Annotated in this window: 24 protein-coding genes; 19 read left to right on the plus strand and 5 right to left on the minus strand. The window is 71.6% G+C overall.

The genetic code is table 11. The features are described from left to right. The first annotated feature begins 5 nt into the window (after window positions 1-5). From eda to LZP97_RS19365, 7 genes are all read left to right on the plus strand, one after another. A complete protein-coding gene (gene eda, locus LZP97_RS19335; RefSeq protein WP_040269975.1) occupies window positions 6-629 on the plus strand; it encodes a bifunctional 4-hydroxy-2-oxoglutarate aldolase/2-dehydro-3-deoxy-phosphogluconate aldolase in 624 nt (207 codons plus the stop codon). A gap of 180 nt (window positions 630-809) precedes the next feature. After that, entirely contained in the window at window positions 810-1,976 is a 1,167-nt protein-coding gene (locus LZP97_RS19340; RefSeq protein ID WP_040269988.1) for an ROK family transcriptional regulator, read from the plus strand. A gap of 213 nt (window positions 1,977-2,189) precedes the next feature. Further along, complete coding sequence (locus LZP97_RS19345; protein ID WP_040269977.1) at window positions 2,190-3,632, plus strand: sugar porter family MFS transporter; 1,443 nt, start codon at window positions 2,190-2,192, stop codon at window positions 3,630-3,632. A gap of 35 nt (window positions 3,633-3,667) precedes the next feature. Next, entirely contained in the window at window positions 3,668-4,651 is a 984-nt protein-coding gene (locus LZP97_RS19350; protein WP_010594154.1) for an ROK family glucokinase, read from the plus strand. Window positions 4,652-4,872: 221 nt separating this feature from the next. Continuing rightward, a complete protein-coding gene (locus LZP97_RS19355) occupies window positions 4,873-5,763 on the plus strand; it encodes an AAA family ATPase (RefSeq protein WP_040272850.1) in 891 nt (296 codons plus the stop codon). An 8-nt stretch (window positions 5,764-5,771) separates the two neighbouring features. Beyond that, on the plus strand, window positions 5,772-6,887 hold the full coding sequence (locus LZP97_RS19360; RefSeq protein WP_017680148.1) for a vWA domain-containing protein: 1,116 nt from the start codon (window positions 5,772-5,774) through the stop codon (window positions 6,885-6,887). After that, window positions 6,880-8,019 carry an XdhC family protein gene (locus LZP97_RS19365; RefSeq protein ID WP_234574887.1) on the plus strand — a complete coding sequence of 380 codons (1,140 nt, stop codon included), beginning with the start codon at window positions 6,880-6,882 and terminating at the stop codon, window positions 8,017-8,019. Before LZP97_RS19360 ends, LZP97_RS19365 begins: the two co-directional genes overlap by 8 nt. An 11-nt stretch (window positions 8,020-8,030) precedes the next feature. Here LZP97_RS19365 and LZP97_RS19370 read toward each other — a convergent pair whose 3' ends face one another. Beyond that, window positions 8,031-9,497, minus strand: coding sequence for an aminotransferase class I/II-fold pyridoxal phosphate-dependent enzyme (locus LZP97_RS19370; protein ID WP_234574889.1), 1,467 nt, complete (start codon window positions 9,495-9,497; stop codon window positions 8,031-8,033). A gap of 38 nt (window positions 9,498-9,535) precedes the next feature. After that, the gene (locus LZP97_RS19375) at window positions 9,536-9,997 is read right to left on the minus strand and encodes a DUF6098 family protein (protein ID WP_234574891.1); all 462 of its coding nucleotides are present in this window, start codon (window positions 9,995-9,997) and stop codon (window positions 9,536-9,538) included. Between the two features lie 198 nt (window positions 9,998-10,195). On the opposite strand from LZP97_RS19375, the gene LZP97_RS19380 reads away from it, so the two are divergent. The 5 genes from LZP97_RS19380 to LZP97_RS19400 all read left to right on the plus strand — a co-directional run bounded on the left by LZP97_RS19380 (window position 10,196) and on the right by LZP97_RS19400 (window position 15,793). Further along, window positions 10,196-10,699, plus strand: coding sequence for a (2Fe-2S)-binding protein (locus LZP97_RS19380; RefSeq protein WP_003938697.1), 504 nt, complete (start codon window positions 10,196-10,198; stop codon window positions 10,697-10,699). Further along, window positions 10,696-13,083: a xanthine dehydrogenase family protein molybdopterin-binding subunit gene (locus tag LZP97_RS19385; protein ID WP_048771319.1), complete on the plus strand. Its 2,388-nt coding sequence runs from the start codon at window positions 10,696-10,698 to the stop codon at window positions 13,081-13,083. Before LZP97_RS19380 ends, LZP97_RS19385 begins: the two co-directional genes overlap by 4 nt. Then, window positions 13,080-13,937: an FAD binding domain-containing protein gene (locus LZP97_RS19390; protein WP_010594161.1), complete on the plus strand. Its 858-nt coding sequence runs from the start codon at window positions 13,080-13,082 to the stop codon at window positions 13,935-13,937. Before LZP97_RS19385 ends, LZP97_RS19390 begins: the two co-directional genes overlap by 4 nt. A 22-nt stretch (window positions 13,938-13,959) precedes the next feature. Continuing rightward, window positions 13,960-14,637: an SRPBCC family protein gene (locus LZP97_RS19395; protein ID WP_048771318.1), complete on the plus strand. Its 678-nt coding sequence runs from the start codon at window positions 13,960-13,962 to the stop codon at window positions 14,635-14,637. Between the two features lie 253 nt (window positions 14,638-14,890). Next, window positions 14,891-15,793 carry an LLM class F420-dependent oxidoreductase gene (locus LZP97_RS19400; RefSeq protein ID WP_010594164.1) on the plus strand — a complete coding sequence of 301 codons (903 nt, stop codon included), beginning with the start codon at window positions 14,891-14,893 and terminating at the stop codon, window positions 15,791-15,793. A gap of 66 nt (window positions 15,794-15,859) precedes the next feature. Here the strand turns inward: LZP97_RS19400 and LZP97_RS19405 are convergent, their stop codons facing one another. Further along, window positions 15,860-16,603: a helix-turn-helix transcriptional regulator gene (locus LZP97_RS19405; protein WP_048771316.1), complete on the minus strand. Its 744-nt coding sequence runs from the start codon at window positions 16,601-16,603 to the stop codon at window positions 15,860-15,862. Window positions 16,604-16,697: 94 nt separating this feature from the next. Here LZP97_RS19405 and LZP97_RS19410 point away from each other — a divergent pair, with 94 nt between their 5' ends. The 5 genes from LZP97_RS19410 (at window position 16,698) to LZP97_RS19430 (ending at window position 21,616) form a co-directional block, all read left to right on the plus strand. Continuing rightward, window positions 16,698-17,147 (plus strand): hypothetical protein, encoded by a 450-nt coding sequence (locus LZP97_RS19410; RefSeq protein ID WP_010594166.1) that lies wholly within the window; start codon window positions 16,698-16,700, stop codon window positions 17,145-17,147. A gap of 70 nt (window positions 17,148-17,217) precedes the next feature. Then, a complete protein-coding gene (locus LZP97_RS19415; RefSeq protein WP_010594167.1) occupies window positions 17,218-17,694 on the plus strand; it encodes a hypothetical protein in 477 nt (158 codons plus the stop codon). Window position 17,695: 1 nt separating this feature from the next. Next, window positions 17,696-19,522, plus strand: coding sequence for a glycoside hydrolase family 15 protein (locus tag LZP97_RS19420; RefSeq protein ID WP_048771314.1), 1,827 nt, complete (start codon window positions 17,696-17,698; stop codon window positions 19,520-19,522). A gap of 52 nt (window positions 19,523-19,574) precedes the next feature. Further along, window positions 19,575-20,216, plus strand: a complete 642-nt coding sequence (locus tag LZP97_RS19425) for a hypothetical protein (RefSeq protein WP_017680158.1) — start codon at window positions 19,575-19,577, stop codon at window positions 20,214-20,216. Continuing rightward, complete coding sequence (locus LZP97_RS19430; RefSeq protein ID WP_048771313.1) at window positions 20,213-21,616, plus strand: FAD-binding oxidoreductase; 1,404 nt, start codon at window positions 20,213-20,215, stop codon at window positions 21,614-21,616. The genes LZP97_RS19425 and LZP97_RS19430 overlap by 4 nt, the downstream gene beginning before the upstream one ends. A 37-nt stretch (window positions 21,617-21,653) precedes the next feature. Here the strand turns inward: LZP97_RS19430 and LZP97_RS19435 are convergent, their stop codons facing one another. Continuing rightward, window positions 21,654-22,100 carry a MarR family winged helix-turn-helix transcriptional regulator gene (locus LZP97_RS19435; protein WP_048771311.1) on the minus strand — a complete coding sequence of 149 codons (447 nt, stop codon included), beginning with the start codon at window positions 22,098-22,100 and terminating at the stop codon, window positions 21,654-21,656. An 80-nt stretch (window positions 22,101-22,180) separates the two neighbouring features. Between LZP97_RS19435 and LZP97_RS19440 the strand changes: the two genes are divergently transcribed. Together LZP97_RS19440 and LZP97_RS19445 are read left to right on the plus strand one after the other, a co-directional pair. Further along, on the plus strand, window positions 22,181-22,804 hold the full coding sequence (locus LZP97_RS19440) for a mycothiol-dependent nitroreductase Rv2466c family protein (protein WP_017680161.1): 624 nt from the start codon (window positions 22,181-22,183) through the stop codon (window positions 22,802-22,804). A 13-nt stretch (window positions 22,805-22,817) separates the two neighbouring features. After that, on the plus strand, window positions 22,818-23,468 hold the full coding sequence (locus tag LZP97_RS19445) for a maleylpyruvate isomerase family mycothiol-dependent enzyme (RefSeq protein ID WP_017680162.1): 651 nt from the start codon (window positions 22,818-22,820) through the stop codon (window positions 23,466-23,468). A 7-nt stretch (window positions 23,469-23,475) separates the two neighbouring features. Here the strand turns inward: LZP97_RS19445 and LZP97_RS19450 are convergent, their stop codons facing one another. After that, window positions 23,476-23,727: a hypothetical protein gene (locus tag LZP97_RS19450; protein ID WP_003938681.1), complete on the minus strand. Its 252-nt coding sequence runs from the start codon at window positions 23,725-23,727 to the stop codon at window positions 23,476-23,478. Between the last annotated feature and the right edge of the window lie 34 nt (window positions 23,728-23,761).

Raw genomic sequence — 23,761 nt, forward strand, 5'->3', positions numbered from 1 at the left:
CCCCGATGAGCCTGCTGGACGTGACCCCCGTCGTGCCCGTCGTCGTGATCGACGATGCCGCCGACGCCGTCCCGATCGCCCGGGCCCTCGCCGACGGCGGCGTGCCCATGATCGAGCTGACCCTGCGCACCCCGTGCGCCCTCGAGGCGATCGAGCGGATCGCTGACGAGGTCCCCGACATCACCGTCGGTGCCGGCACGATCGTCGAACCCGGCCAGGCCGCGCAGGCCGCGGCGGCCGGTGCGCGCTTCCTGGTGTCGCCGGGCGCGACGGAGTCGCTGCTGAAGGCCATGACCGACACCGGGCTGCCGCACCTGCCGGGGGCGGCGACCGTCTCGGAGGTACTGCTGCTGCTCGAACGCGGCTACCGCGAGATGAAATTCTTTCCCGCGGAGGCCGCAGGCGGCACCCGGTTCCTCGCGTCCGTCCACTCCCCCGTGCCGGCGGCCCGGTTCTGCCCCACCGGCGGAATCTCGGTCGCGACGGCCCCCGACTACCTCGCGCTGCCCAATGTGGGCTGCGTGGGGGGCTCGTGGCTCACCCCCGCCGATGCGGTGCAGACCCGGGACTGGGCCCGGATCACCCGCCTCGCGCAGGTGACCACGGGACTGCGCCGGGCCGAGGCGTAGGCGAACCGGACTCGCCTCCGCCCCGCTCGGATGCGGCGGGGGCGAGTCCTCGACGTCACCGCATCCGCGCGCCCGATCGTCGTACGCGACCGTCGCGACGCGCGCGTACGACCGGGCCGGTCGCGGATGTTCCCGGCCGTCCGGAACGAGCGGACGGTCGCGGGCCGGTACCCTGAGCGGATGCGTGAGGACACCGAACATCCCGGCTCGCAGTCGTCGCTGCGTTCGGCCAATCAGCAACGGGTGGTTCGGGTTCTGCAGTCCGGCGGTGAGCTCACGCAAGCGGAGATCGCTCGGCGCACCGGTCTGGCCCCGGCCACGGTGTCGAATCTGGTCCGGGAACTGACAGCCGGCGGTCTGGTGGAGGTGGCCGCCGCCGAGCGTCCGGGCCAGCGGGGACGGGCCGTGAAGCTCACCCGGTCGGCGGGCCTGGCCGTCGGGATCGACTTCGGGCACCGGCATCTCACCGTCGCCGTCGCCGACCTGTCGCACGAGATCCTCGCCGAGAAACGGGTCGAGCTGGCGACCGGGCACCGCGCCGAGGACGGAATAGAAAGAGCCGGAGCGCTTCTCGACGACGCTCTCGTCGAACTCGGGTGCGGCCGCGACGCCGTTGCGGCCGTCGGCATGGGCCTGCCCGCACCGGTCGAGTCCGCCACGCACCGCATCGGTGGGCCGTCGATCCTGCCGGGCTGGGTCGGCGTCGACCCGGCCGCCCTGGCCGCCGAGCGGCTCGCGCTTCCCGTCCACGTCGACAACGACGCGAATCTCGGCGCACTGGCCGAACACATCTGGGGCGCCGGGCGCGGCATGGACGACCTGGCCTACATCAAGCTGTCCGACGGCGTCGGCGCCGGACTGGTCCTGGACGGGCGGCTGTACCGCGGCCGCGCCGGCACGGCCGGGGAGATCGGCCACACCTCCCTCGACGAGTTCGGCCAGGTGTGCCGGTGCGGCAATCGTGGCTGCCTCGAGACGATGGTGGCTTCCCACGTGGTGATCGGGCTGCTCGAGCCGAGCCGGGGGCCCGGCCTGACGATCGCGGACGTGGTGGCGCTCGCCGAGGCCGGCGACGCCGGGTGCGCCCGGGTGCTCGCGGACACCGGCCGTCACGTCGGGGTCGCGGCGGCGGGCCTGTGCAACCTGCTCAATCCGCAGCTGATCCTGATCGGGGGCGAACTCGCCCTCGCGGGAGAACTGCTGCTCGAGCCGCTGCGCCGTGCGATCGAGCGGTATGCGGTGCCCAGCGCCGCGCGCACCGTGCAGGTGCGGACCGCGGCCCTCGGGGCCCGCGCCCAGGTGCTCGGGGCGGTCGCCCTGGGTCTGCGGGCGGCCAACCCGCACTGATGATCGACTCCGACGACTTCGCGCCCTTCCACGCCACCGATTGAGTTCAGAATCGAACATAGACGTCCATCCGGATCGATTTGTTCGTTCATTTCTTGACGATAGAGACGTCTTCGCCCTACTGTGGTCCAGCACACAGTTCGCGTGACCGCCGCCACACGCCTCCCGGAACGGGACCGCCGCGGCCGGTTCCCGCCGCCTACGAGGAGTCCCATGAGCAACCACGTCGCGCTCCCGACCGTCCCCGACACCGGGCCCGACACCGCCGGCGCCGCAGTGCCGGTCCGCATCGCCGTCATCGCCGCGCTCGGCGGCCTGTTGTTCGGCTTCGACAGCGCCGTCATCAACGGCGCCGTCTCGGCCATCGAATCCCGGTTCGCCGTCTCGTCCGCCGTCCTCGGCTTCGCCGTCGCCTCGGCCCTGCTCGGCGCGGCCGGCGGGGCCGTTCTCGCCGGCCGCATCGCGGACCGCTACGGCCGCCTCACCACGATGCAGGTCGCCGCCGCGATGTTCCTGGTCAGCGCGCTCGGTACCGGATTCGCCTTCAACGTCGAAACTCTCGTCCTGTTCCGGATCGTCGGCGGCGTCGGCGTCGGACTCGCCTCCGTCATCGCCCCCGCCTACATCGCCGAGATCTCCCCCGCCCGGGTGCGCGGCCGCCTGGGATCGCTGCAGCAGCTCGCGATCGTCGTCGGCATCTTCGCCGCCCTGCTCGTCGACTACGCGCTCGCCGCCCTCGCCGGCGGTTCCCGCGAGGAACTGTGGTTCGGGCTCGAGGCGTGGCGCTGGATGTTCCTGTCCATGACCGTCCCCGCGCTCGTGTACGGATTCCTGACCCTCACCATCCCGGAGTCCCCGCGCTATCTCGTCGCGAAGGGCCGCATCGGCGAGGCCCGCGGCATCCTCGGCATGCTGCTCGGCGAACAGGGCATCGACCTGCGCATCGAATCGATCCGCGCCACCCTCGGCCACGAGCACACCCCGTCGCTGCGCGACCTGAGAGGACCCGCGCTGGGCCTGCTGCCCATCGTGTGGATCGGCATCGGACTTTCGGTGTTCCAGCAGTTCGTCGGCATCAACGTGATCTTCTACTACTCCAGCATCCTCTGGCAGGCAGTGGGATTCGACGAGAGCAGCTCCCTCGTCATCACCGTCGTCACCTCCGTCGTCAACATCGCCACCACCCTCGTGGCCATCGCTTTCGTCGACCGCGTCGGACGTCGCCCCCTGCTGATCATCGGCTCGGCCGGCATGGCCGTCACCCTCGCCACGATGGCCGTCGTCTTCGCCACCGCCTCGACCACCGTCGTCGACGGTGTGACCACCCCGCACCTGACCGGACTGCAGGGACCGATCGCGCTGATCGCCGCGAACCTGTTCGTCGTCGCCTTCGGCATGTCGTGGGGGCCGGTCGTGTGGGTGTTGCTCGGCGAGGCCTTCCCCAACCGGATCCGCGCGGCGGCTCTGTCGCTCGCCGCCGGTGCGCAGTGGGCGGCCAACTGGGTCGTCACCGTTTCCTTCCCCGCCATGAAGGAACTGTCGCTGGGGATGTCGTACGGCTTCTACGCCGTGTGCGCGGTGCTGTCGCTGCTGTTCGTCCTGCGCTGGGTGAAAGAGACCAAGGGCCGCGAGCTCGAGGACATGGACGCCGCCTAACCCGTCCGGCAACTGAAGTCAGGGAGAGAACAGACATGGCACTGACCATCGGAATCGACGTGGGCGGCACCAAGGTCGCCGCCGGCGTGGTCGACGAACACGGCACCCTGCACGCCCGGCTCCGCCGCGCCACCCCGTCGGACGACCCCGCCCGCACCGAGGACGTCGTCGCCGACGTCGTCCGCGAACTCCGCGCCACGCACGACGTGTGTGCCGTGGGCATCGGCGCCGCCGGGTTCGTCGCCTCCGATCGTCGTACCGTCCTGTTCGCCCCCAATCTCGCGTGGCGCGGCGAACCGCTCGGGGCGGCCGTCGAGGCCGCGTGCGGGTTGCCCACCGTCGTCGAGAACGACGCCAACGCCGCCGCCTGGGGTGAGGCGCGCTTCGGCGCCGGCCGCGGTGCCCGCACCGCGATCGTGCTCACCGTCGGCACCGGCATCGGCGGTGGACTGATCATCGACGGCGCCCTGCACCGCGGATCCTCGGGACTGGCCGCGGAACTCGGCCACCTCAACGTCGAACCGCACGGGCGTCGCTGCGGGTGCGGCAACCACGGCTGCTGGGAGCGGTACGCCAGCGGGCGCGCCCTGGTGCGGGAGGCGCAGGAGATCGCGAGCGTCTCGCCCGCGCTCGCCGGCCGGCTGCTCGAGCTGGCCGGCGGGCGCGCCGAGCAGATCACCGGGCACCACGTCACCACCGCCGCCCGCGAGGGCGACGCCGCCGCGCTCGAGTGCTTCCGCACGATCGGCACGTGGCTCGGGCACGGCATGGCCGACCTCGCCGCGTTCCTCGACCCGGAGGTGTTCGTCCTCGGCGGCGGTGTGTGCGAGGCCGGGGAATTGCTGCGCGGGCCCGCCGTCGCCACGTTCGCCCAGCGGCTGACCGGACGCGGGCACCGCCCGGCCGCCCCGGTGCGCCTGGCCGAGCTCGGCCCCGACGCCGGGATCGTCGGGGCCGCGGACCTGGCTCGGCGCCGCACGGACGACGCCACGCGCCTCGAGGTCGTGGCCGTCGCCTGACCGCCGAGCTGCCGAGCTGCCGAGCTGCCGAGCTGCCGAGCTGCCGAGCTGCCGAGCTGCCGAGCTGCCGAGCTGCCGAGCGACTGTACCGTCGACTCGATCCGACGAGGTGGACGGGACATTCGCTCGGTCCCACCCGCTCCCCGCGCGGGTCCTGCCCGCGGTGCCGGAGCTACGTCGGAAAGCGCACCTCGGCAGCGGCGCTGCCATAGGCTCGCACCATGACGGCAACGGCGGCGATCGGCTCACCGGCGGAGCTGACGCGGGCACTGGACACCACCGGGTACCTCGCCGACGACGGGCTCGCGACGGTGGCGTTCCTGGCGCTGCGCATGGGCCGCCCGCTGTTCTGCGAGGGGGAACCCGGCACCGGCAAGACGTCGCTGGCCGTCGCCCTCGCCGACGCGCTGGACCTGCCGCTGATCCGGTTGCAGTGCCACGAGGGCATCGACGCGTCCCAGGCGCTCTACGACTGGGACTTTCCCCGGCAGCTGCTGCACCTGCGCACCCTCGAAGCCGCGAGCGGCGGCCGGCTCGAGGCCGAGGAGGCGGAGCGCTCGCTGTACACCGAGCGGTTCCTGCTCGCGCGACCTCTGCTGCAGGCGCTCACCGACACGCCGTGCGTGCTGCTCGTCGACGAGATCGACCGGGCCGACGACGAATTCGAAGCCTTCCTGCTGCAGGTGCTCGACGAGAACGCCGTGACCATCCCCGAACTCGGACAGGTGCGGGCGCAGACGCCGCCGCTGGTGGTGCTCACCTCGAACCGCACCCGCGAGGTGCACGACGCCCTGAAACGCCGCTGCCTGTACCACTGGCTCGAACATCCCGACCTCGCGCGGGAGGTGGAGATCCTGCGCCGCCGCATCCCGGGCATCGACGGACACCTCGCGACGCAGGTCGCGCACGCCGTGCAGACCATGCGCGGGATGGACCTGCTCAAGCCGCCCGGGGTCGCCGAGTCGCTGGACTGGGCCCGAGCGCTGCGGGAACTGGACCGCGACGTGCTCGACGCGACGACCGCGGCCGCGACCCTCGGTGCCGTCCTGAAGTACCGGGAGGACCTCGACCGAGTGGTCCGCACCGGGCTCGACCGGCTCCTGACGGGGTGACAGCGGCGATGACGACGACCACCGACGCCGGGGGTTCCCTCGTCGGACTCACCGGCTTCACCCGCGCCCTCGCCGCGGCCGGCCTGTCCGTCGCCTCGGACGCCACCGTGGCCTACCTGCGCGCCCTGCGCGAGATCGACCTCGGCGACCGCCGTCAGGTGTACTGGGCCGGGCGCGCCACCCTGTGCCACGACCCCGACGACATCCCCCGCTACGACCTCGCGTTCGAGAGCTGGTTCGGCGGAACGGCACCCGACGTGACGTCGCCGCGCACCCGCACTCCGCGCCGGGCCCGCATCGCGGGCCTCACGCCCTCGGGAGGCGACGAGACCGCCGGCGGCGGCCCCGAACTGCGGGTCGCCGCGGACGACACCGACGTGCTCCGCCGGCGCGACATCGCGGAACTGACCGACGCCGAGCGGGCACACCTCGCGGAACTGATCGCGACGCTGCATCCTCGGCCGCCCACCCGTCCGGCGATGCGGCTGCGCCCGTCGCGCCGGGGCCGCATCGACCCGCACCGCACGGTGCGCCGGATGCTCGCGGCCGGCGGCGAACCCGTCCGGCCGAGCCGGCACGGCAGGGCGACCCGGGCGCGCCGCGTGGTGCTGCTGCTCGACGTCTCCGGCTCGATGAGCCCGTACGCGGACGCGCTGCTGCGTTTCGCGCACGTGGTGACCCGCGCCGATCCCGCCCACACCGAGGTGTTCTCCCTCGGCACCCGCCTCACGCGGCTCTCGCGCGCGCTGCGGGCCCGCGACCCGGAACGCGCCCTCGCCGCGGCGGGCCGGGCGGTCCCCGACTGGGCGGGCGGCACCCGGCTCGGCGAGACCCTGCGGGCCTTCCTGAACCGGTGGGGCCGGCGCGGCCTCGCGCGCGGCGCCGTCGTGGTGATCTTCTCGGACGGGTGGGAGCGCGGCGATCCGGCCCTGCTCGCCGAGCAGCTCGCCCAGCTGCGGCGGCTCGCCCACGCCGTCCTGTGGGTCAATCCGCACGCCGGGGCAGCCGGGTACGAGCCCGTGCAGTCCGGCATCGCGGCCGCCCTGCCGCATCTCGACCGTCTGCTCGCGGGGCACAGCCTCGCGACGCTGCAGGAACTGCTGGAGGAGGTCCACCGTGCGTGAAGTTCTCGACGAACTCGAACGTCGCTACCGGGCCGGTGACACCGTCGCCCTCGGAACCGTGGTCTCGACGTTCCGGTCCGCGCCCCGCGCACCGGGCGCCGCGATGCTCGTCGCCGGGGACGGCACGGTGACCGGCAGCGTCTCCGGCGGTTGCGTGGAAGGCGCCGTGTACGAGCTCGGGCAGCAGGTGCTCGACGACGGTGTGCCCGTGTTGCAGCGGTACGGCGTGTCCGACGACGACGCCTTCGCCGTCGGCCTCACGTGCGGCGGCATCATCGACGTGTTCGTCGAACGGGTGGATGCCGCCACGTTTCCCGAGCTGGGTGAAGTCGTCGCGTCGATGCGGGCCGAGGAGGCCGTCGCGGTCGCCACCGTTACCGAACATCCCGATCCGGCATGGGTGGGGCGTCGCCTGGCGGTGTGGCCGGATCGCGCGCGCGGGTCGCTGGGGTCGGCGCGGGCGGACGACGCCGTCGCCGACGACGCGCGGGGCCTGCTCGCCGCGGGCCGGACCGCGACGCTGCACTACGGGCCCGACGGGCAGCGCCGCGGCGAGGGCATGTCGGTGTTCGTCCACTCCTTCCAGCCGCCGCCGCGGCTGCTGGTGTTCGGCGCCATCGACTTCGCGGCCGCCATGGCGCAGCTCGGGTCGTTCCTCGGCTACCGCGTGACGGTGTGCGACGCCCGGGGCGTGTTCACCACCGCCGCCCGGTTCCCCGCCGCCGACGAGGTGATCGTGGACTGGCCGCACCGCTACCTCGCCGCCGAGGCGGCCGCAGGTCGCGTGGACTCACGCACCGTGGTCACGGTGCTCACCCACGACCCGAAGTTCGACGTGCCGCTGCTCGAGGTGGCATTGCGGCTCGACCTGGCCTACGTGGGCGCGATGGGCTCGCGGCGCACGCACGAGGACCGATCGGCGCGCCTGCGTGCGGCGGGAATGACGGACGACGAGCTCGCGCGGCTGTGCTCTCCCATCGGCCTGGATCTCGGGGCGCGCACACCGGAGGAGACCGCGGTGTCGATCGCGGCCGAGATCATCGCGCTGAAATGGGGTGGCCGGGGCGAGCACCTCGCCCGCACCGCAGGCCCGATCCACGCCCACGAGGACACCGCGGTGCCGGGGCCGTAGGGCCGCGGCGGTCAGTTCTCGGCGACCACCCGGAACTGCTCGAGCGAGGTGTCGGTCGCATCGGGAATCGTCATCCCGGCATTCACGCCGCTGCGCAGATAGTCGACGACGGCGTCGTCGAGCCGCTCACCCGGCACGACGGCGGGAATGCCCGGCGGGTAGGGGGTGATCTGCTCGGCAGCGATGCGCCCGGCGGCCCGCTCCGCGTCGACCATCTCCGCCTTGCCGAAGAACGCGTCGCGCGGCGACATCACCGAGTCGAGCTGCAGTTCATCGGGGCTCGGCAGAGACATCTCCGGCGGCGGATCGAACGACTCCGCGGCCTGCGACAGCGACTCGAGCGCCGAGACGAGACGATCGGTGGTGCTCTCGTCGTCGGCCATGGACAACGTCGCCAGGATGCGCCGGTGATCGGTCATGCCGAGGTCGAGCCGGCAGTGCTCGCGCAGCCAGTCGCTGCACTGGTAGCCGGAGACGCCGAGCTCGCTCACGTCGATCAGGACCTGCAGCCGATCCAGGTCGTGCGAGGCCTCCTCGCCGAGCAGCCGGTCCTCGAGGACGGTGAGACCGTCGATCCCGGCGATCCGCTCACGGGTCCGCCGGGCCAGGTGCAGGGCGTCGCCGAGCAGTTCGGTGCCGTGCTCGACCATCTGGCGGCGCCACCCGTCGATCGCGGTGTAGATCATCACGTTCGGGCTCGTCGTCATCAGCAGATCGGCGCAGGCCGACAGGTGCGCGCCGTCCACCAGGTCACCCTGCAGGTGATAGACCGATCCCTGCTCGAAACCGGCACCCATCTTGTGGACACTGACGACACAGATGTCGGCGTCGGCGTCCATCGCCCAGGTGGGCAGGTCGTCGTGGAACGGCAGATGCGCACCCCACGCCTCGTCGACGATGAGGGGCTTGCCCCGCTCGTGACAGACGTTCGCGATGCCCTCGATGTCGGCGCACGTGCCGTAGGGACTGGGACTGACGATCAGCGCGCCGGCCGCGTCCGGGTACTTCTCCCACGTCTCGCGCACCTGTTCCGGCGACGGCGGATGCGAGAAGTGCATCTCCTCGTCCCAGCGGGGCGTGATCCAGCGGGGCGTGACGCCGCTGAAGATCAGACCGGCCACGATCGACTTGTGCGAGTCCCGGCCGACGAGCAGTCCCCCCGGGTCGTTGCCCGCCACCGCCATCATCGCGGCCTTGACCGACAGCGAGCTTCCGCAGGTGGAGAAGAACGCCTGCTGCGCTCCCACCGCCTCGGCCATGAGCTGCTCGGCCCGCGACAGGTAGCCGTTGCGCGACCTGCGGTCGTCGAGGCCGCCGGAGGCGAGCACGTCCGAGCGGAAGGGGTCGAGCCCGAGCACCTTCTTCACCCGCGGGTCGGCGCCGCGCCCCTGGCGGTGGCCGGGCGGGGAGAACCCGTAGCGGTCGAGTCGGTGGTACTGATCCAGCGCATCCAGCATGGGAGTTTCGGCCTGGTCCATGCCCGACGGGTACCCCGCCCGCGCCCCCGCGACGCAGGTCAGCTTCGCGAATCCTTCCCGACGCGGAACCGGGTCCGGTAGCACTCGGCCGCCTCGTCGAGCAGCTCGTCGGACAAGCGTGCCAGGGGGCGGGCGCGCACGACGAGCGGTTCGTGGTCCGGCCCCTCGCCGACCACCGTGCCGGTCAGCAGCCACGCGAATCGTCCGCTCTCGCGGCCCAGCTCGGCGTACTTGCGGATCCGGCGCGCCACCCAGTCGACGGCGGGCCGCGGCCACCACGGCTCCGGGAGGATCGTGGTCACCGACAACCCGGGCAGTGTCACGTCGGCCTCGTAGTCCTTGCTCGGGCCCTTCCGCGCATCGCTGTCCGGTCCCTTCGAGTACCGCAGGTAGATCTCGGAGTCGTGGGACATCACCAGGTCCGTCAGTTCCGCCAGGCTGCCGACGACGGGCAGGTCCCGGCCGGCGCCTCGCTCGACGATCTCCTCCACCGTGGTCACCTCTCACCTCCGCCTGTCGTTCTCCGACGAACGTGTCCGTGCGGATTCCCTCGCTCCGGTCGTCGCAAACGCGGGAACGAGGTTGATCCGCCACCGATTCGGCGAATCGGCGTGTTCGGTGGTCACCGTTGGAGCACAGTGTCAGTGAACACTTCTCGACGATCTTGGATCCCGGATGTTCCCGGCATTGGAGGCCCGATGCGCATCACTGTCACCGTCGACGGGACGGCCTACACGGACGAGGTGGAACCGAGGCTCCTGCTCGTGCACTATCTGCGCGAGCGGCTCGGCAAGGTCGGCACCGTGGTCGGCTGCGACACCAGCAACTGCGGCGCCTGCACCGTGCATCTCGACGGCCGCAGCGTCAAGTCCTGCTCGGTGCTCGCCGTGCAGGCCGACGGTTCGGAGGTCACCACCGTCGAAGGCCTGTCCCGCGACGGCGTGCTGCACCCCGTCCAGCAGGCGTTCCACGACAACCACGCCCTGCAGTGCGGCTACTGCACGCCCGGCATGATCATGTCGACGATCGACCTGCTCGAGGAGAATCCCGATCCCGACGAGCAGGAGGTGCGGCTCGGCCTCGAAGGCAACCTGTGCCGCTGCACCGGCTACCAGAACATCGTGAAGGCGGCACTGGACGCGGCGCAGAAGGCCCGCGCCGCCGAACTGCAGACCGACGCGGCCGCAGGAGGCGGACGATGACCAGTACCGTCGAACCGGAGATCGGCCAGGCGCGGCGGCGCAAGGAGGACGAGCACCTCGTCACCGGACGCACCCGCTGGACCGACAATCTCGTCCTCCCCGGGATGCTGCACATGGCGATCCTGCGCAGCCCGTTCGCCCACGCCCGCATCACCTCGATCGACACGTCGGAAGCCCGGCAGAGGCCCGGCGTGGTGGCGGTGCTCACCGGTGCGGACGCCTCACCGGAGCAGGGCAGCCTGCCGTGCGCGTGGGTGATCACCCCCGACATGAAGATCCCGCCCGCGCCGTCCCTGGCCGTCGACACGGTCAACTTCGCCGGGGAGGCCGTCGCCGTCGTCGTCGCGCGCAGCGCCTACGAGGCGCACGACGCCCTCGAGGCGATCGACGTGGACTACGACGACCTGCCCGTGGTCCTCGACCTGGCGGACGCGGCCCGCGACGGCGCCGACCTCGTGCACCCGGACCTCGGCACCAACGTCAGCGCGACGTGGACGTTCGATTCCGCCGAGGCCGGTAGCGGGGGCGACGTCGAGCAGGCCATCCGGGACGCCGAGGTGGTCGTCGAGCGTACGTTCCGGCAGCAGCGGCTCATCCCGGCGTTCATGGAGCCGCGCTCCGTCGTGGTCGACCCGACCGGCCCGCAGATCACCGTGTGGTCGGCCACGCAGGTCCCGCACATCCTCAAGATCATGCTGGCGATGACGCTGGGCATCCCCGAGCACAAGCTGCGGGTGATCGCACCGGACGTCGGCGGTGGTTTCGGCGGCAAGCTGCAGGTGACGCCGGAGGAGCTGCTCGCCCTGCTCGTCGCGCGCCGGCTCGGGAAACCGGTGAAGTACACCGAAACCCGCAGCGAGTCGATGGTCGCGGCGCATCACGGCCGCGACCAGATCCAGAAGCTCACCCTCGCCGCGCGCCGCGACGGCACCGTCGTCGGCCTGAAGGTGGAGCTGCTGGCCGACATGGGCGCCTACCTGCGGCTGGTCACGCCGGGTGTACCGATCCTGGGTGCGTTCATGTTCAACGGCATCTACAAGTTCGGCGCCTACCACTTCTCCTGCACCAACGTGTTCACCAACAAGGTGCCCACCGACGCCTACCGCGGGGCGGGCCGGCCGGAGGCGACGTTCGGAATCGAACGCATCATGGACGAACTCGCCGCCGAACTGTCGATGGATCCGCTCGAGCTGCGAGCGAAGAACTGGATCCGGCACGAGGAGTTCCCGTTCGACACCGTCGCGGGCCTGACGTACGACTCGGGCAACTACGAGGCCGCCACCGCGAAGGCCCGCGACCTGTTCCACTACGACGAGCTGCGCCGTGAGCAGGAGGAACGCCGTCGCCGGAACGATCCGGTCCAGCTCGGCCTCGGGGTGTCGACCTTCACCGAGATGTGCGGCCTGGCGCCCTCGCGGGTGCTCGGCTCGCTCAACTACGGGGCAGGCGGCTGGGAGCACGCCGCGATCCGGATGCTGCCCACCGGCCGGGTCGAGGTGGTCACCGGCTCGTCGTCGCACGGGCAGGGGCACGAGACGGCGTGGAGCCAGATCGTCGCCGACCGGCTCGGCGTGCCGTTCGAGGATGTCGAAGTGCTGCACGGCGATACGCAGACCTCCCCGCGCGGGCTGGACACCTACGGATCCCGGTCGCTGGCCGTGGGCGGCGTGGCGGTGGTCAAGGCCGCGGAGAAGGTGATCGCGAAAGCCCGTCCGATCGCGGCGCACATGATGGAGTGCTCGGAGGACGACCTCGAGTTCGCCGAGGGCCGGTTCCGGGTCCGCGGCACCGAGAAGGCCGTGGGCATGAGCGACATCGCGCTCGCGGTGTTCACCGCCGCGGACCTGCCCGAGGGCATCGAACCCAACCTCGATTCCGAGGCCACCTACGACCCGGACAACTTCTCGTTCCCGCACGGCACGCACCTGTGCGCCACCGAGGTGGACACCGAGACCGGGCAGGTGCGCATCCGCTCGTACGTGTGCGTCGACGACGTCGGGCACGTCGTCAACCCGCTCATCGTGGAGGGCCAGGTGCACGGCGGCCTCGCCCAGGGCATCGCGCAGGCTCTGTACGAGGAGGCCGTGCACGACGAGTCCGGCACCCTGCTCAGCGGCTCGTTCGCCGAGTACCTGCTGCCGTCGGCCGCGGACCTGCCGACGTTCACCACCGACCGCACCGAGACCCCCGCGACCGGAAACCCGCTGGGCGTCAAGGGGGTCGGCGAGTCCGGCACGATCGCCTCCACGCCGGCGGTGGTCAACGCCGTCCTCGACGCCGTGCGCCACCTCGGCGTGCGGGACATCGAGATGCCGTGCACGCCGATGCGGGTGTGGCACGCCGTCGAATCAGCTCGGAACTCGGCTCAGGGAGGCGCCCGATGATCCCGTCGACGTTCGACTACGTCGCGCCCACCACCGTCGACGAGGCCGTCGCCGCCCTCGCCTCGGCGGGGGAGGACGCCAAGATCATCGCCGGGGGGCAGTCCCTGATGCCGGTGCTGCGGCTGCGGCTGGCGGCCCCCACCACGCTCGTCGACCTCGGACGGGTCCCGGAGTTGCGGGGTGTCCGCGAGGACGGCGGCGACCTGGTGATCGGGGCGATGACCACGCACCACGACGTGATCCACGATCCACTCGTGCGGGAGCACGCCCGGTTGCTCGCCGAGGCCACGAGCACGGTGGCCGACCCCCAGATCCGGCACCGGGGCACCCTCGGCGGGGCTCTGGCCCACGCCGATCCCGCCGGGGATCTCGGCGCGCCGGTGCTCGCGCTCGAGGCGACCCTTGTCGCGGCGGGACCGTCGGGGCGGCGCAGCATCCCCGTCGCGGACTTCTTCGACGACTACTTCACCACCACCCTGCAACCCGATGAGATCCTCGTCGAGGTGCGGATCCCCAAGCGCACGGGATGGGCGGCGCGGTACGAGAAGTTCAACCGGGTGGCGCACGCCTGGTCGATCGTCGCGGTCGCCGCCACCGTGCAGACGGACGGCGGCACGATCCGGCAGGCCCGGGTGGCGCTGACCAACATGGCGGCCGTGCCGGTCCGCGCGCACGCCGTCGAGCAGGCACTCGTCGGGCAGCCCGCGACGGCCGACACCATCCGGGCCGCCGCCGAGCGGGCCACCGAGGGCACCTCCCCCATGAGCGACGGCAACGCCGACGCCGACTACCGTCGCCAGCTCGCGCGGGTGCTCACGCGCCGTGCGGTGTCGACGGCAGCGGACGTCGCCTGAGCAAACACTGGAGACGAAAACCATGCAACTCGAACACCACATGTCCGTGCCGGCACCCGTCGACGAGGTGTGGACGGCACTGCTCGATCCGGAGAAGGTGGCACCCTGCATGCCCGGGGCCACCCTCACCGGCGTCGACGGCAACGCCTTCACCGGCACGGTGAAGATCAAGATGGGGCCGGTGCAGCTGCTGTACAAGGGCACCGGCAAGTTCGTCGAGACCGACGAGCAGGCGCGTCGCGCGGTCATGGAGGCCGCGGCGAAGGACTCGCGCGGCAACGGCACCGTGAACGCGACGTTCACGATCACGCTCACCGGCGACGGCGACCGCACCGAAGGCACCGTCGTGACCGACCTGTCCATCACGGGCAAGCCCGCCCAGTTCGGCCGGGGCATGATCTCCGACGTCGGCGGCAAGATCATCGAGCAGTTCACGGCGTGCCTGGCGGACAAGCTCGGCGGCCCGCCCGCCGCGCCGGCCCCGGCCCCGACGCCGGAAGCGGTCACACCCGCCGCGCCCGCCGCACCGGCGGTCGCGCCGGTGACCCCGGCCCCGGCGGCGCAACCCACCGAGGCTGCCCCGCTGGACCTGATGCAGTTCGCCCGCGGGTCGGTGCTGAAGAGGGTCGGGCCGGCGGTGGCCGTCGGGGCGCTGCTGGCGCTGATCGTCTACCTGGTGCTGCGGCGCCGACAGGGGTGAGCCGAGGCCGCCGAGCCCGCCGAAAACGCACGGACCCGCCGAAAACGGACGGACCCCGCCGGCGCATACATCCGAGAGCGCCGGCGGGGTCGTCGGGCGCCGGCACGACCGCGAGGTCCTTCCGGCGGATCACCCACGCAGGGGGGAGTGGGTGATCCCCCTCCACGCTAACGCGACACGAAACCCGTGCGCCGCCCCCGCAGCACGAAAGACGCAACCGTTGCGGGATCGATATCCGCCGCGGCCCGACGGAATGAAACCGGAACCGGTGGAGGTTGGACTCGGCGTGACGGATTCGACGAAGGCAGAGAACTCGACGCAGACTCCCCCGCTCGGCCGTTTCGGCGTCTGGCGGCACGCGACCGGTCTCCCCCCGGAGACCGGGGCCGAGATCGAGAAACTCGGTTACGGCACGATCTGGATCGGCGGCTCACCGCCCGCCGATCTCGAGGTGGCCGAACGCCTCCTCGACGCCACCGAGACCGTGGTCGTCGCCACCGGCATCGTCAACATCTGGACCGCTCCCGCCGACGAGATCGCCGCCTCCTACCACCGGCTCGAGGAGCGCCACCCCGGCCGCTTCCTGCTCGGGGTCGGCGTCGGCCACCCCGAGGCGCACGGTGAGACGTACCGCAAGCCGTACACGGCGCTGGTCGAATACCTGGACGTGCTCGACCGCGAGGGCGTACCCGCGGCGCGGCGGGTGCTCGCCGCGCTGGGACCGAAGGTGCTGAAGCTGTCCGCAGACCGGTCCGCCGGGGCCCATCCCTACCTCACCACCCCCGAGCACACCCGTGAGGCGCGCGACGTGCTCGGCCCGGACGTCGTGCTCGCGCCCGAGCAGAAGATCGTGCTGTCCACCGACGTCGCCACGGCCCGCGACGTCGGCCGCAAGGCCGTGGCCAACCCGTATCTGAAACTGCGCAACTACCGCGCGAATCTGGAACGCACCGGCTTCACCGCCGAGGAACTCGACAACGACGGCACCGACCGGGTCGTCGACGCACTCGTCGCGCACGGCGACGCGGAGTACATCGCGACCCGGCTGCGAGAGCACCTCGACGCCGGGGCGGACCACGTCGCGGTGCAGACCCTGCCGATGCGCGACGACCCGGTCCCGGCCCTGCGCGAGGTAGCCGCAGCTCTCGGGCTCTGACACCCGGACGGGACCGCACGGCCGGTGCGGTCCCGTCGTCCGCGGCGGGACCGGTGCGGCGCCGATTCACCGGCCCCCGCTCCGGATCCGGACGCAGCAGAATCCCGGTTCCGGTGCGAGCTCTGTGTCGAGACCGGCAGTGTCGAGACCGGCAGCCCCGAGCCCGGCGACGACCGCCTCGACCAGGGCGAGGTTCATGCCGCAGACCAGGTCCCGGTGTTCGCCGGCCAGCCGGTCGAACGGGCAGTTCGCCAACCGGATCTGGCCGTCGCCGGACAGGCGCGGCTCGTAGCCGTGCCGGGCGAGTACGCGCGCCACGCCCTCGAGGCCGGCGGGCGTCTCGGCATCGTCTCCGCTTGCGGGGTCGTCGGCCGAGGTCGCCGGGGCCTGCTCCACCGCGATCCGCCGTCCTCGTTCGGCGGCGGCGCTTCGCACCGCGTCCGCGATGGGCACCGACTCCCGCATCGATCGCTCGATGGCAGCTGCCAGGATCTCCCCCGCCAGGTCGTAGCGACGCTCGGGCAGGGAGATCGACAACTCCTGCGACGAGCGCCGGTAGAGCTTCGACGGCCGTCCTGCGCCCGGCCCGGTCCGTCCCGAGAGCCGTCGGAACTCGGTCTCGAGCAGCCCGTCGGCCACGAGCCGGTCGAGGTGGAATTTCGCCGCGTGCACCGGCACCCCTGCCGCGGCCGCCGCCTCCTCGCGTCCGACCGCGTCCGCCTGCGCGACGACGTAGCGGTAGAGCGAGCGCCGGACCGGGTCCGCCAGCGCCCCGATCCCTGCGGCCTGCTCCGCGAACTCGTCCTGCACGCTCGTCCTCCTTCTAAAAGAGAAACTTCTTGACGTAATCTACGTCACATATCTAAAATAGAGCCTACTCTCTTTTAGAAGTCAGGAGACTTCGATGAGCCCCTCACCTCTCTCCCCTGCCACATCCCCTCACACCCGCACCGACGCCGAGGTCGGAGCACGCCAGGCATTCATCCTCCTCCGGACCGTCTTCACCGTCGCTCCGATCGCCTTCGGCCTCGACAAGTTCACGAACCTGCTCACCGAGTGGGAGCACTATCTCGCCCCCTGGATCGACGACATCGTCCCCGGCACCGCCCACCAGGCCATGCTCGCGGTGGGAGCGGTCGAGATCCTCGCCGGCATCCTCGTCGCGATCCGGCCTGCGATCGGCGGCTACGTCGTCGCCGCATGGCTGCTCGGCATCATCGTCGATCTGCTCACCCTGGGCGGCTACCTCGACATCGCACTGCGCGACGTCGGACTGGCGGTCGCCGCCCTCGCCCTGGCCCGGCTGGCTACCGCCCCGGCCGCCCGGCGCAGAGTCGCCGCCGGCGCCCCGTGAATTCGAGCGGCAGGGCCACGGCGGACGCCGGCCGTGGATCTGCCGCTCCCGCACCCGAAGGTGAAATGCCATGGACTGGGCCGGATGGGCACTCTTCGGATCGCTGGCCACCACCGTCCTGACGGCGGTCATGATCGCCGCCCAACTGGCCGGTTTCAGCCGACTGGACCTGCCGTTGGTGCTCGGCACGGCCGTCACCCCCGACCCGGACCGCGCCCGGGTGGTCGGCTTCCTCGTCCACCTCGCGATCGGCCAGGGTTTCGCCCTGGGGTACGCCGCCACCTTCGCACTTCTCCATCAGGCGACGTGGTGGCTCGGCATGGCGCTCGGCCTGCTGCACGGCGTCGTCGCCTTGACGGTCCTGCTGCCGCTGCTGCCGGGCGTACACCCACGTATGGCATCCCAGCGAGCCGGCCCGCGCAGCACCGCCGTCCTCGAACCGCCCGGCCTGCTCGGCCTGAACTACGGCGCCCAAACCCCGACCGTCGCCGTCGTCGCACATCTCGTCTACGGCGTCGCACTCGGACTGCTGTTGCAGGTGAACTGAAGTGACCTTCACGGCAAGCACTTTCGAACGGATCCGGGACGACGCGGCCGTGCCGTCCCGGATCGAGGACTACGGCCTGCTCGGCGACACCCGCACTGCGGCGCTGGTCTCCGAGGACGGATCGCTCGACTGGCTCTGCGTGCCGCGCTTCGACGCAGACCCCGTCTTCGGCCGGCTCGTCGGCGGGGCCCAGGCGGGGCGGTTCCGGCTCGGCCCCGACGGGCCCGCCCCTGTCGTCCGGCGCCGCTACCGGACGCACACCGCGACGCTGGAGACGACCTGGGATCTCGGCAACGCCCGGCTCACCCTGCGCGAGGCGATGATCGCGGAGGTGGCCGGGCGGCTGCTACCGGCGACGGTCCTGGTGCGGCAACTCTCTGCCGAGGGCGGATCTGTCCGAGCCGCAGTCGATTTCGACCCCAGGTTCGGCGAACGGCACCGCGCGCCCAAGGTTCGGCGGCGCGGTCCCGATCTCGTGTGCGAGTGGGGCTCGCTCGCCCTGTCGCTGGCCTGCGATCCCGGAACCTCGATCACGCCGGGCCGGCCGACCTCGATCCACGTGTCCCCGGGCCACCCGGTCACCGTCGTCCTGGCCGTGGCTCACCGCGAGCCGCTGATCCACCTCACTCCTGGCGCGGCGTGGGAGCTCGTGGCCGAGGACGAGGCACGCTGGCGGACATGGACGGCGGACATCGCTCACGACCTGCCCTACCGGGAGGCCGTCGTGCGAAGCCTGCTGACGCTGCGTCTGCTCACCTACTCTCCCTCCGGCGCACCGGTGGCCGCGCCGACGACGTCGCTGCCCGAACGGCCCGGGGGGATCCGGAACTGGGACTACCGCTACGCCTGGCCGCGCGACGCCGGCATCGGCGTCGCGGCGTTTCTCGGGGCCGGCAAGGTCGACGAGGCACGCGGGTTCCTCGGGTGGCTCCTGCACGCGAGCCGTCTGCAGCGACCCCGCCTGCCGGTCCTGTTCACACTCGACGGCCGGCCCGGACCCGCCGAACGCACCCTGGCGGGATGGCCCGGCTTCGCCGGCAGCGCCCCCGTGCGGTTCGGCAACGACGCGGCCGACCAGCACCAACTCGACGGCTACGGCTGGGTCGTCGACGCCGCGTGGGCGTTCGTCCGGACCGGCCGGTCGCTGAATTCCGAAACCTGGCGAATGGTACGCGGATTCACCGATCATGTCTGCGAACGGTGGCGCGATCCGGATGCCGGCATCTGGGAGATCCGCGCCGACGCCGCCCACCATGTGCACTCGAAGACGATGGCCTGGCTGGCCCTCGACCGTGCCTTGCGCATCGGCGAGACCCATCGCCTGTCCGCCCGTCGCCGCCGGCGCTGGCGCGCAGCGCGGGACGCCGTCGCCACGGAGGTGCGCGCTCGCGGCTTCGACCGGCTCGGAGACCGCTACACCCGTACCTACGGCTCCCGCGACGTCGATGCCGCCCTGCTCGTGCTTCCCGTGCTGGGCATCGACGACCCGGACTCGCACCGGGTGAGGGGCACGATCGACGCGATCCGGCGCGAGCTGTCGGCCGGAGGTCCGCTGCTCTACCGGTATCCGCCCGGCCAGGACGGACTGCCCGGAGGCGAGGGCGCGTTCCTGCCGTGCTCCTTCTGGCTGGTCCAGGCACTGGCCCTCACCGGCCGGCGGACGGAAGCCGAGGAGCTGTTCGAAACCCTGCTGCGGCGCACCGGCACCCTCGGCCTTCTTCCGGAAGAAGTGGATCCCCCCACCGGCGCCTTCCTCGGCAACTACCCGCAGGCGCTCACCCATGCCGCGGTGGTGCAGGCCGCCCTCGCCCTCCGGGCCGCCCGATGAGCAGGACCGCCGGGACCTTCTCTCCCCGGCTCCGGTGTGGAACAGTTCTCTCATGGCGATCCGCACGCTCGCCGCAGTCGCGACAGCGGTGAGTGCCTTCCTCCTGTATCGCCGGTGGCACCGGCGGTGGGGAGCGACGACTGCCGAGTGCGCCGGCCCGATGCCCGGAGACGACATCCTCTCCTCGGCCGCGTTCAGCGCGACCCGCGCCCTCACGATCGACGCGCCGGCCGAGTGCGTGTGGCCGTGGATCGTCCAGGTCGGCTACAACCGGGCCGGCTTCTACTCCTACGACCGTCTCGACAACCTGGGGCGGCCCAGCGCGACGACGATCGATCCACGCCTGCAGTGCATCGAGGTCGGCGACGTGGCGGCGCCGATGGCGAGTCCGGCCACGGCGGCGACGTCCTTCCGGGTGCACTCCTTCGATCCGGGGCGCTACCTGGTGTGGGCGAAGCCGGATTCGACGTGGTCGTGGCGCCTCGATCCCGTCGACGGCGGGCGACGGACCCGGCTCGTGAGCCGGTTGCAGGCCGCCTACCGGCCCACACCGTCGCTGCCGCTCACCGTCGCACTGATGGAACTGGCCGATTTTCCGATGATGCGCAGGATGCTGCTCGGCATCCGGGAGCGCGCCGAACGCCTCGCCGGAGAGGATCCCGCCTGCGCCCGGCAACGTCTGGAGAACACATGACTCACACGACCGGCGACCTCGGCATGCTGCGGGCCGCGATGGAGGGCCCGGTTCTCGGACCCGGCGACGCGGACTACGACGAAGCGCGCACGGTGTGGAACGCCGACATCGACCGCCGCCCGGCCGCGATCGCACAGTGCCGGAGTACCGCCGACGTGCAGGCGGCGATCGCCTACGCGACCGGGCACGGAATGGAGATGGCTGTGCGTGCGGGCGCCCACAGCACCGCAGGCGCGTCGGTCGTCGACGACGGCCTGGTGATCGACCTCGGATCGATAAATCACGTCGTCGTCGACCCGAAGCGCAGGCGGGCGCGGGTCGGTGGCGGCGCCCTGCTGCGTGATCTCGATGCCGCCACGCAGGCCCACGGACTCGCCGTCCCGGCCGGGCTGATCAGTCACACGGGCGTCGCGGGACTCACGCTGGGCGGAGGAATGGGCTGGCTCACGCGGCAGGCCGGATTGAGCATCGACAACCTCGAGTCGGCCGAGGTGGTCACCGCCGACGGCCGGATCCTGCGTGCGGCCGAGGACGAGAATACGGACCTGTTCTGGGCGATCCGGGGCGGCGGCGGCAACTTCGGTGTGGTGACGGAGTTCGAGTTCCGCCTGCACGAGGCCGGTCCCGTCGTGCAGTTCGGCCTCCTGTTCTGGGGTCTGGATCAGGGCACCGAGGTGCTGCGGCTCGCCCGGGAGGTGATCGGTACGCTGCCGCGCGAGCTGAACATCGTGCTCGCCGGCGTGAACGCCCCACCGGCCCCGTTCGTGCCCGAGCAGTACCACCTCCAGCCCGGCTATGCCTTCCTGGTCACCGGTTTCGGAGCAGCGCAGGCGCACGAGGACGCGCTGGCGCGGATTCGGCGCGCGCTGCCACCGCTGTTCGAGTTCGTCACGCCGATGCCCTACGTCGACGTGCAGCAGCTGCTCGACGAGGGCAATGCGTGGGGCTTCTACTGCTACGACAAGGGCTGCTACGTCGAAGATCTCTCCGACGATCTGATCGCGACAGTCGTCGATCTTGTGCCGCAGAAGACCTCGCCTCTGTCGCTCCTGTTGTTCTACCGGCTGGACGAGGCGTACTGCGAGACCGGGGAGGACGACACCGCCTTCGGCGGCGGACGGACGCCACGCTTCGCCGTCTTCATCGTCGGCGTCTGTCCCGATCCCGCACTGCTGCCACCGGAGCGAGCCTGGGCCCGGTCCCTGTGGGATGCCCTGCGCCCGTATTCGGTCGGCATCGGCGCGTACGTCAACTCCATGACCGAATTCGAGCAGGACCGGGTGCGCGCCACCTACGGTCCGGACAAGTACGCGCGATTGGCCGAGATCAAGGCGAAGTACGATCCGCACAACGTCTTTCACCGGAACGCGAACATCGTTCCCGACGTACGGCGCGCGTGACACCCGGTGAACGTCCCAGCCGGATGCGACCGGACGACTACGCTCCCGTGGGCCGATACGGATCGGTGATCTCCCGGAGCAGGGTGAGCGCCTCGCGCAGCTGCTTCATCCGGCGCGCGCCGAGGTGCTCGGTCCATTCGGCCTCGATCCGCGCCTCCTCGGCCCGGGCGACAGGGAGGGCCTCCGTGCCGCGCCGCGCGATCCGCACGAGTCGCGCACGGGCGTCGGTGGGGTCGACGGTGCGTTCGACGTAGCCGGCCCGCTCGAGCTGGTCGACGAGGAAACTCGCCGTCTGCTTGGCCACCTGGGCCTGCTCGGCGAGGTCCGTCAACCGCGTGCCGTCGGGTCCGATGCGGGCGGCCACCCGCGCCTGAGCGAGCGTGATGTCGTCGTAGCCGGCGCGCCGCAGCGCCGCGAGAATGCGGTTCTCCGCCGACCGGGCGGCGATGAACATCAGCAGGGCGGTATTGAGATCGACTGCCATCCCACTCCTTGCAGATAGTACGATCCTCGAACTATATTGGTACCAGCATCGTACTTGTTGGCCCGCCCGGGAGGTGCGAGATGGCCGACGAAGCGCCCGTCGTGGACTTCTACTTCGACCCCGTCTGCCCGTACGCGTGGATCGCGTCCCGGTGGCTGCTGGAAGTGGAGCGCCGGCGGCCCCTCGATCTGAGATTCCATGTGATGAGCCTGAGGGTTCTCAACGAGAACCGCCCGGGCGATCCCGCCTATCTCGCCAACATCGAACGTTCCGCCGGTCCGTCACGAGTGGCCACCGCTGCCGCCGTCCAGTTCGGCGAGGCGGTCCTGCGGGACTTGTACACGGCATTCGGTGACGCGATCTTCGATCGGTGGCGCTACCCCGATGCGGACGAATATCGCACCGCGATGGCCGGTGCGCTCGAGCGGACCGGCCTGCCGGCCCGGCTCTCGTCCGCGGGCGACTCGACCGAGTACGACGACGCGCTCCGCCGCAGTCACGACGCCGGGATGGCGCCGGTGGGCCGCGAGGCCGGCACGCCGACCGTCCACCTCGACGGCGTCGCGTTCTTCGGTCCGGTACTCAACTCGATTCCGCGCGGCGACGACGCCGTGCGCGTCTTCGAGGGCGCGCGATTGCTGTCCGGGTTCTCGGACTTCTTCGAACTCAAGCGCACCCGGACCCGCCCACCGGTGTTCCACTGACAAGAGGGGCCCCATGATGAACGAGGACGAGATCTGGGCCGCGATCGACAGCGCGCGAGGGCGCACGGCCGACCTGCTCGAACGGCTCTCCGACGACGAATGGGCGCAGCCCTCGCTGTGCGACGGCTGGGCGGTGCGTGACGTCGCCGCCCACCTGACCCTGCAGCAGCTGACCGTCGGGGACGCCGTCCGGATCGTCCTGCGGCATCCCGGCCCGATGAACTCGATGATCCGTGCCGCCGCGCGCGACCGGGCGGCGCTGCCGACCGACCGGTTGATCGCGGACCTGCGCGCGACGATCGGCTCCCGCCGCCACAATGTGGGGCTGACCGCCTTCGAGCCCCTGACCGACATCCTCGTGCACGGCCAGGACATCGCGATCCCGCTGCACCGCGACCTCGAGATGCCCGCGGACGCGGCGTCCGCGGTCGCCGCGCGGGTGTGGTCCCAAGGCGGCAGGGGCAAGGCCCGGGTCTTCCGCTCCCTTCCCCTGCGCGGCTACCGGCTCACCGCCACCGACGTCGCGTGGTCGGTCGGCGAGGGACCGGAGATCCGGGGACCGATCTCCGCGATCCTGTTGCTGCTCACCGGCCGTCGCGTGGCGCTGCCCCGATTGTCCGGGGCGGGTGTGGACGATCTGCGGGCACGGGTGGCGACCGGGTGATCCGGGTTCAGGACGAGCCGTCGCGCTCCCACGCCGCGGCGATCTCCGGGTATCCGGCCGCGATCTCGTCGAGCCGCTCGTCCGAGGCGGTCTCGATCTCGGCACGGTGCCGCTGCGCCGCCACGAGGGACCCGTCGAACTCCCCCGACGTCGGCACCGGACTCTGTTCGCCGGGACCCGGGGCACTCGTCTCGAGGGCCCCGATGATCTCGTCGAGCCGCTGAGCCACGAACCTGCGCTTGTCGTTGTGTGTCTCCATACGGACCGGCATACCCGGCTCGCTGCGCGTCACA

It is taken from the genome of Rhodococcus sp. DMF-1 (genome assembly GCF_021441945.1).
Lineage (GTDB): Bacteria > Actinomycetota > Actinomycetes > Mycobacteriales > Mycobacteriaceae > Rhodococcus > Rhodococcus ruber.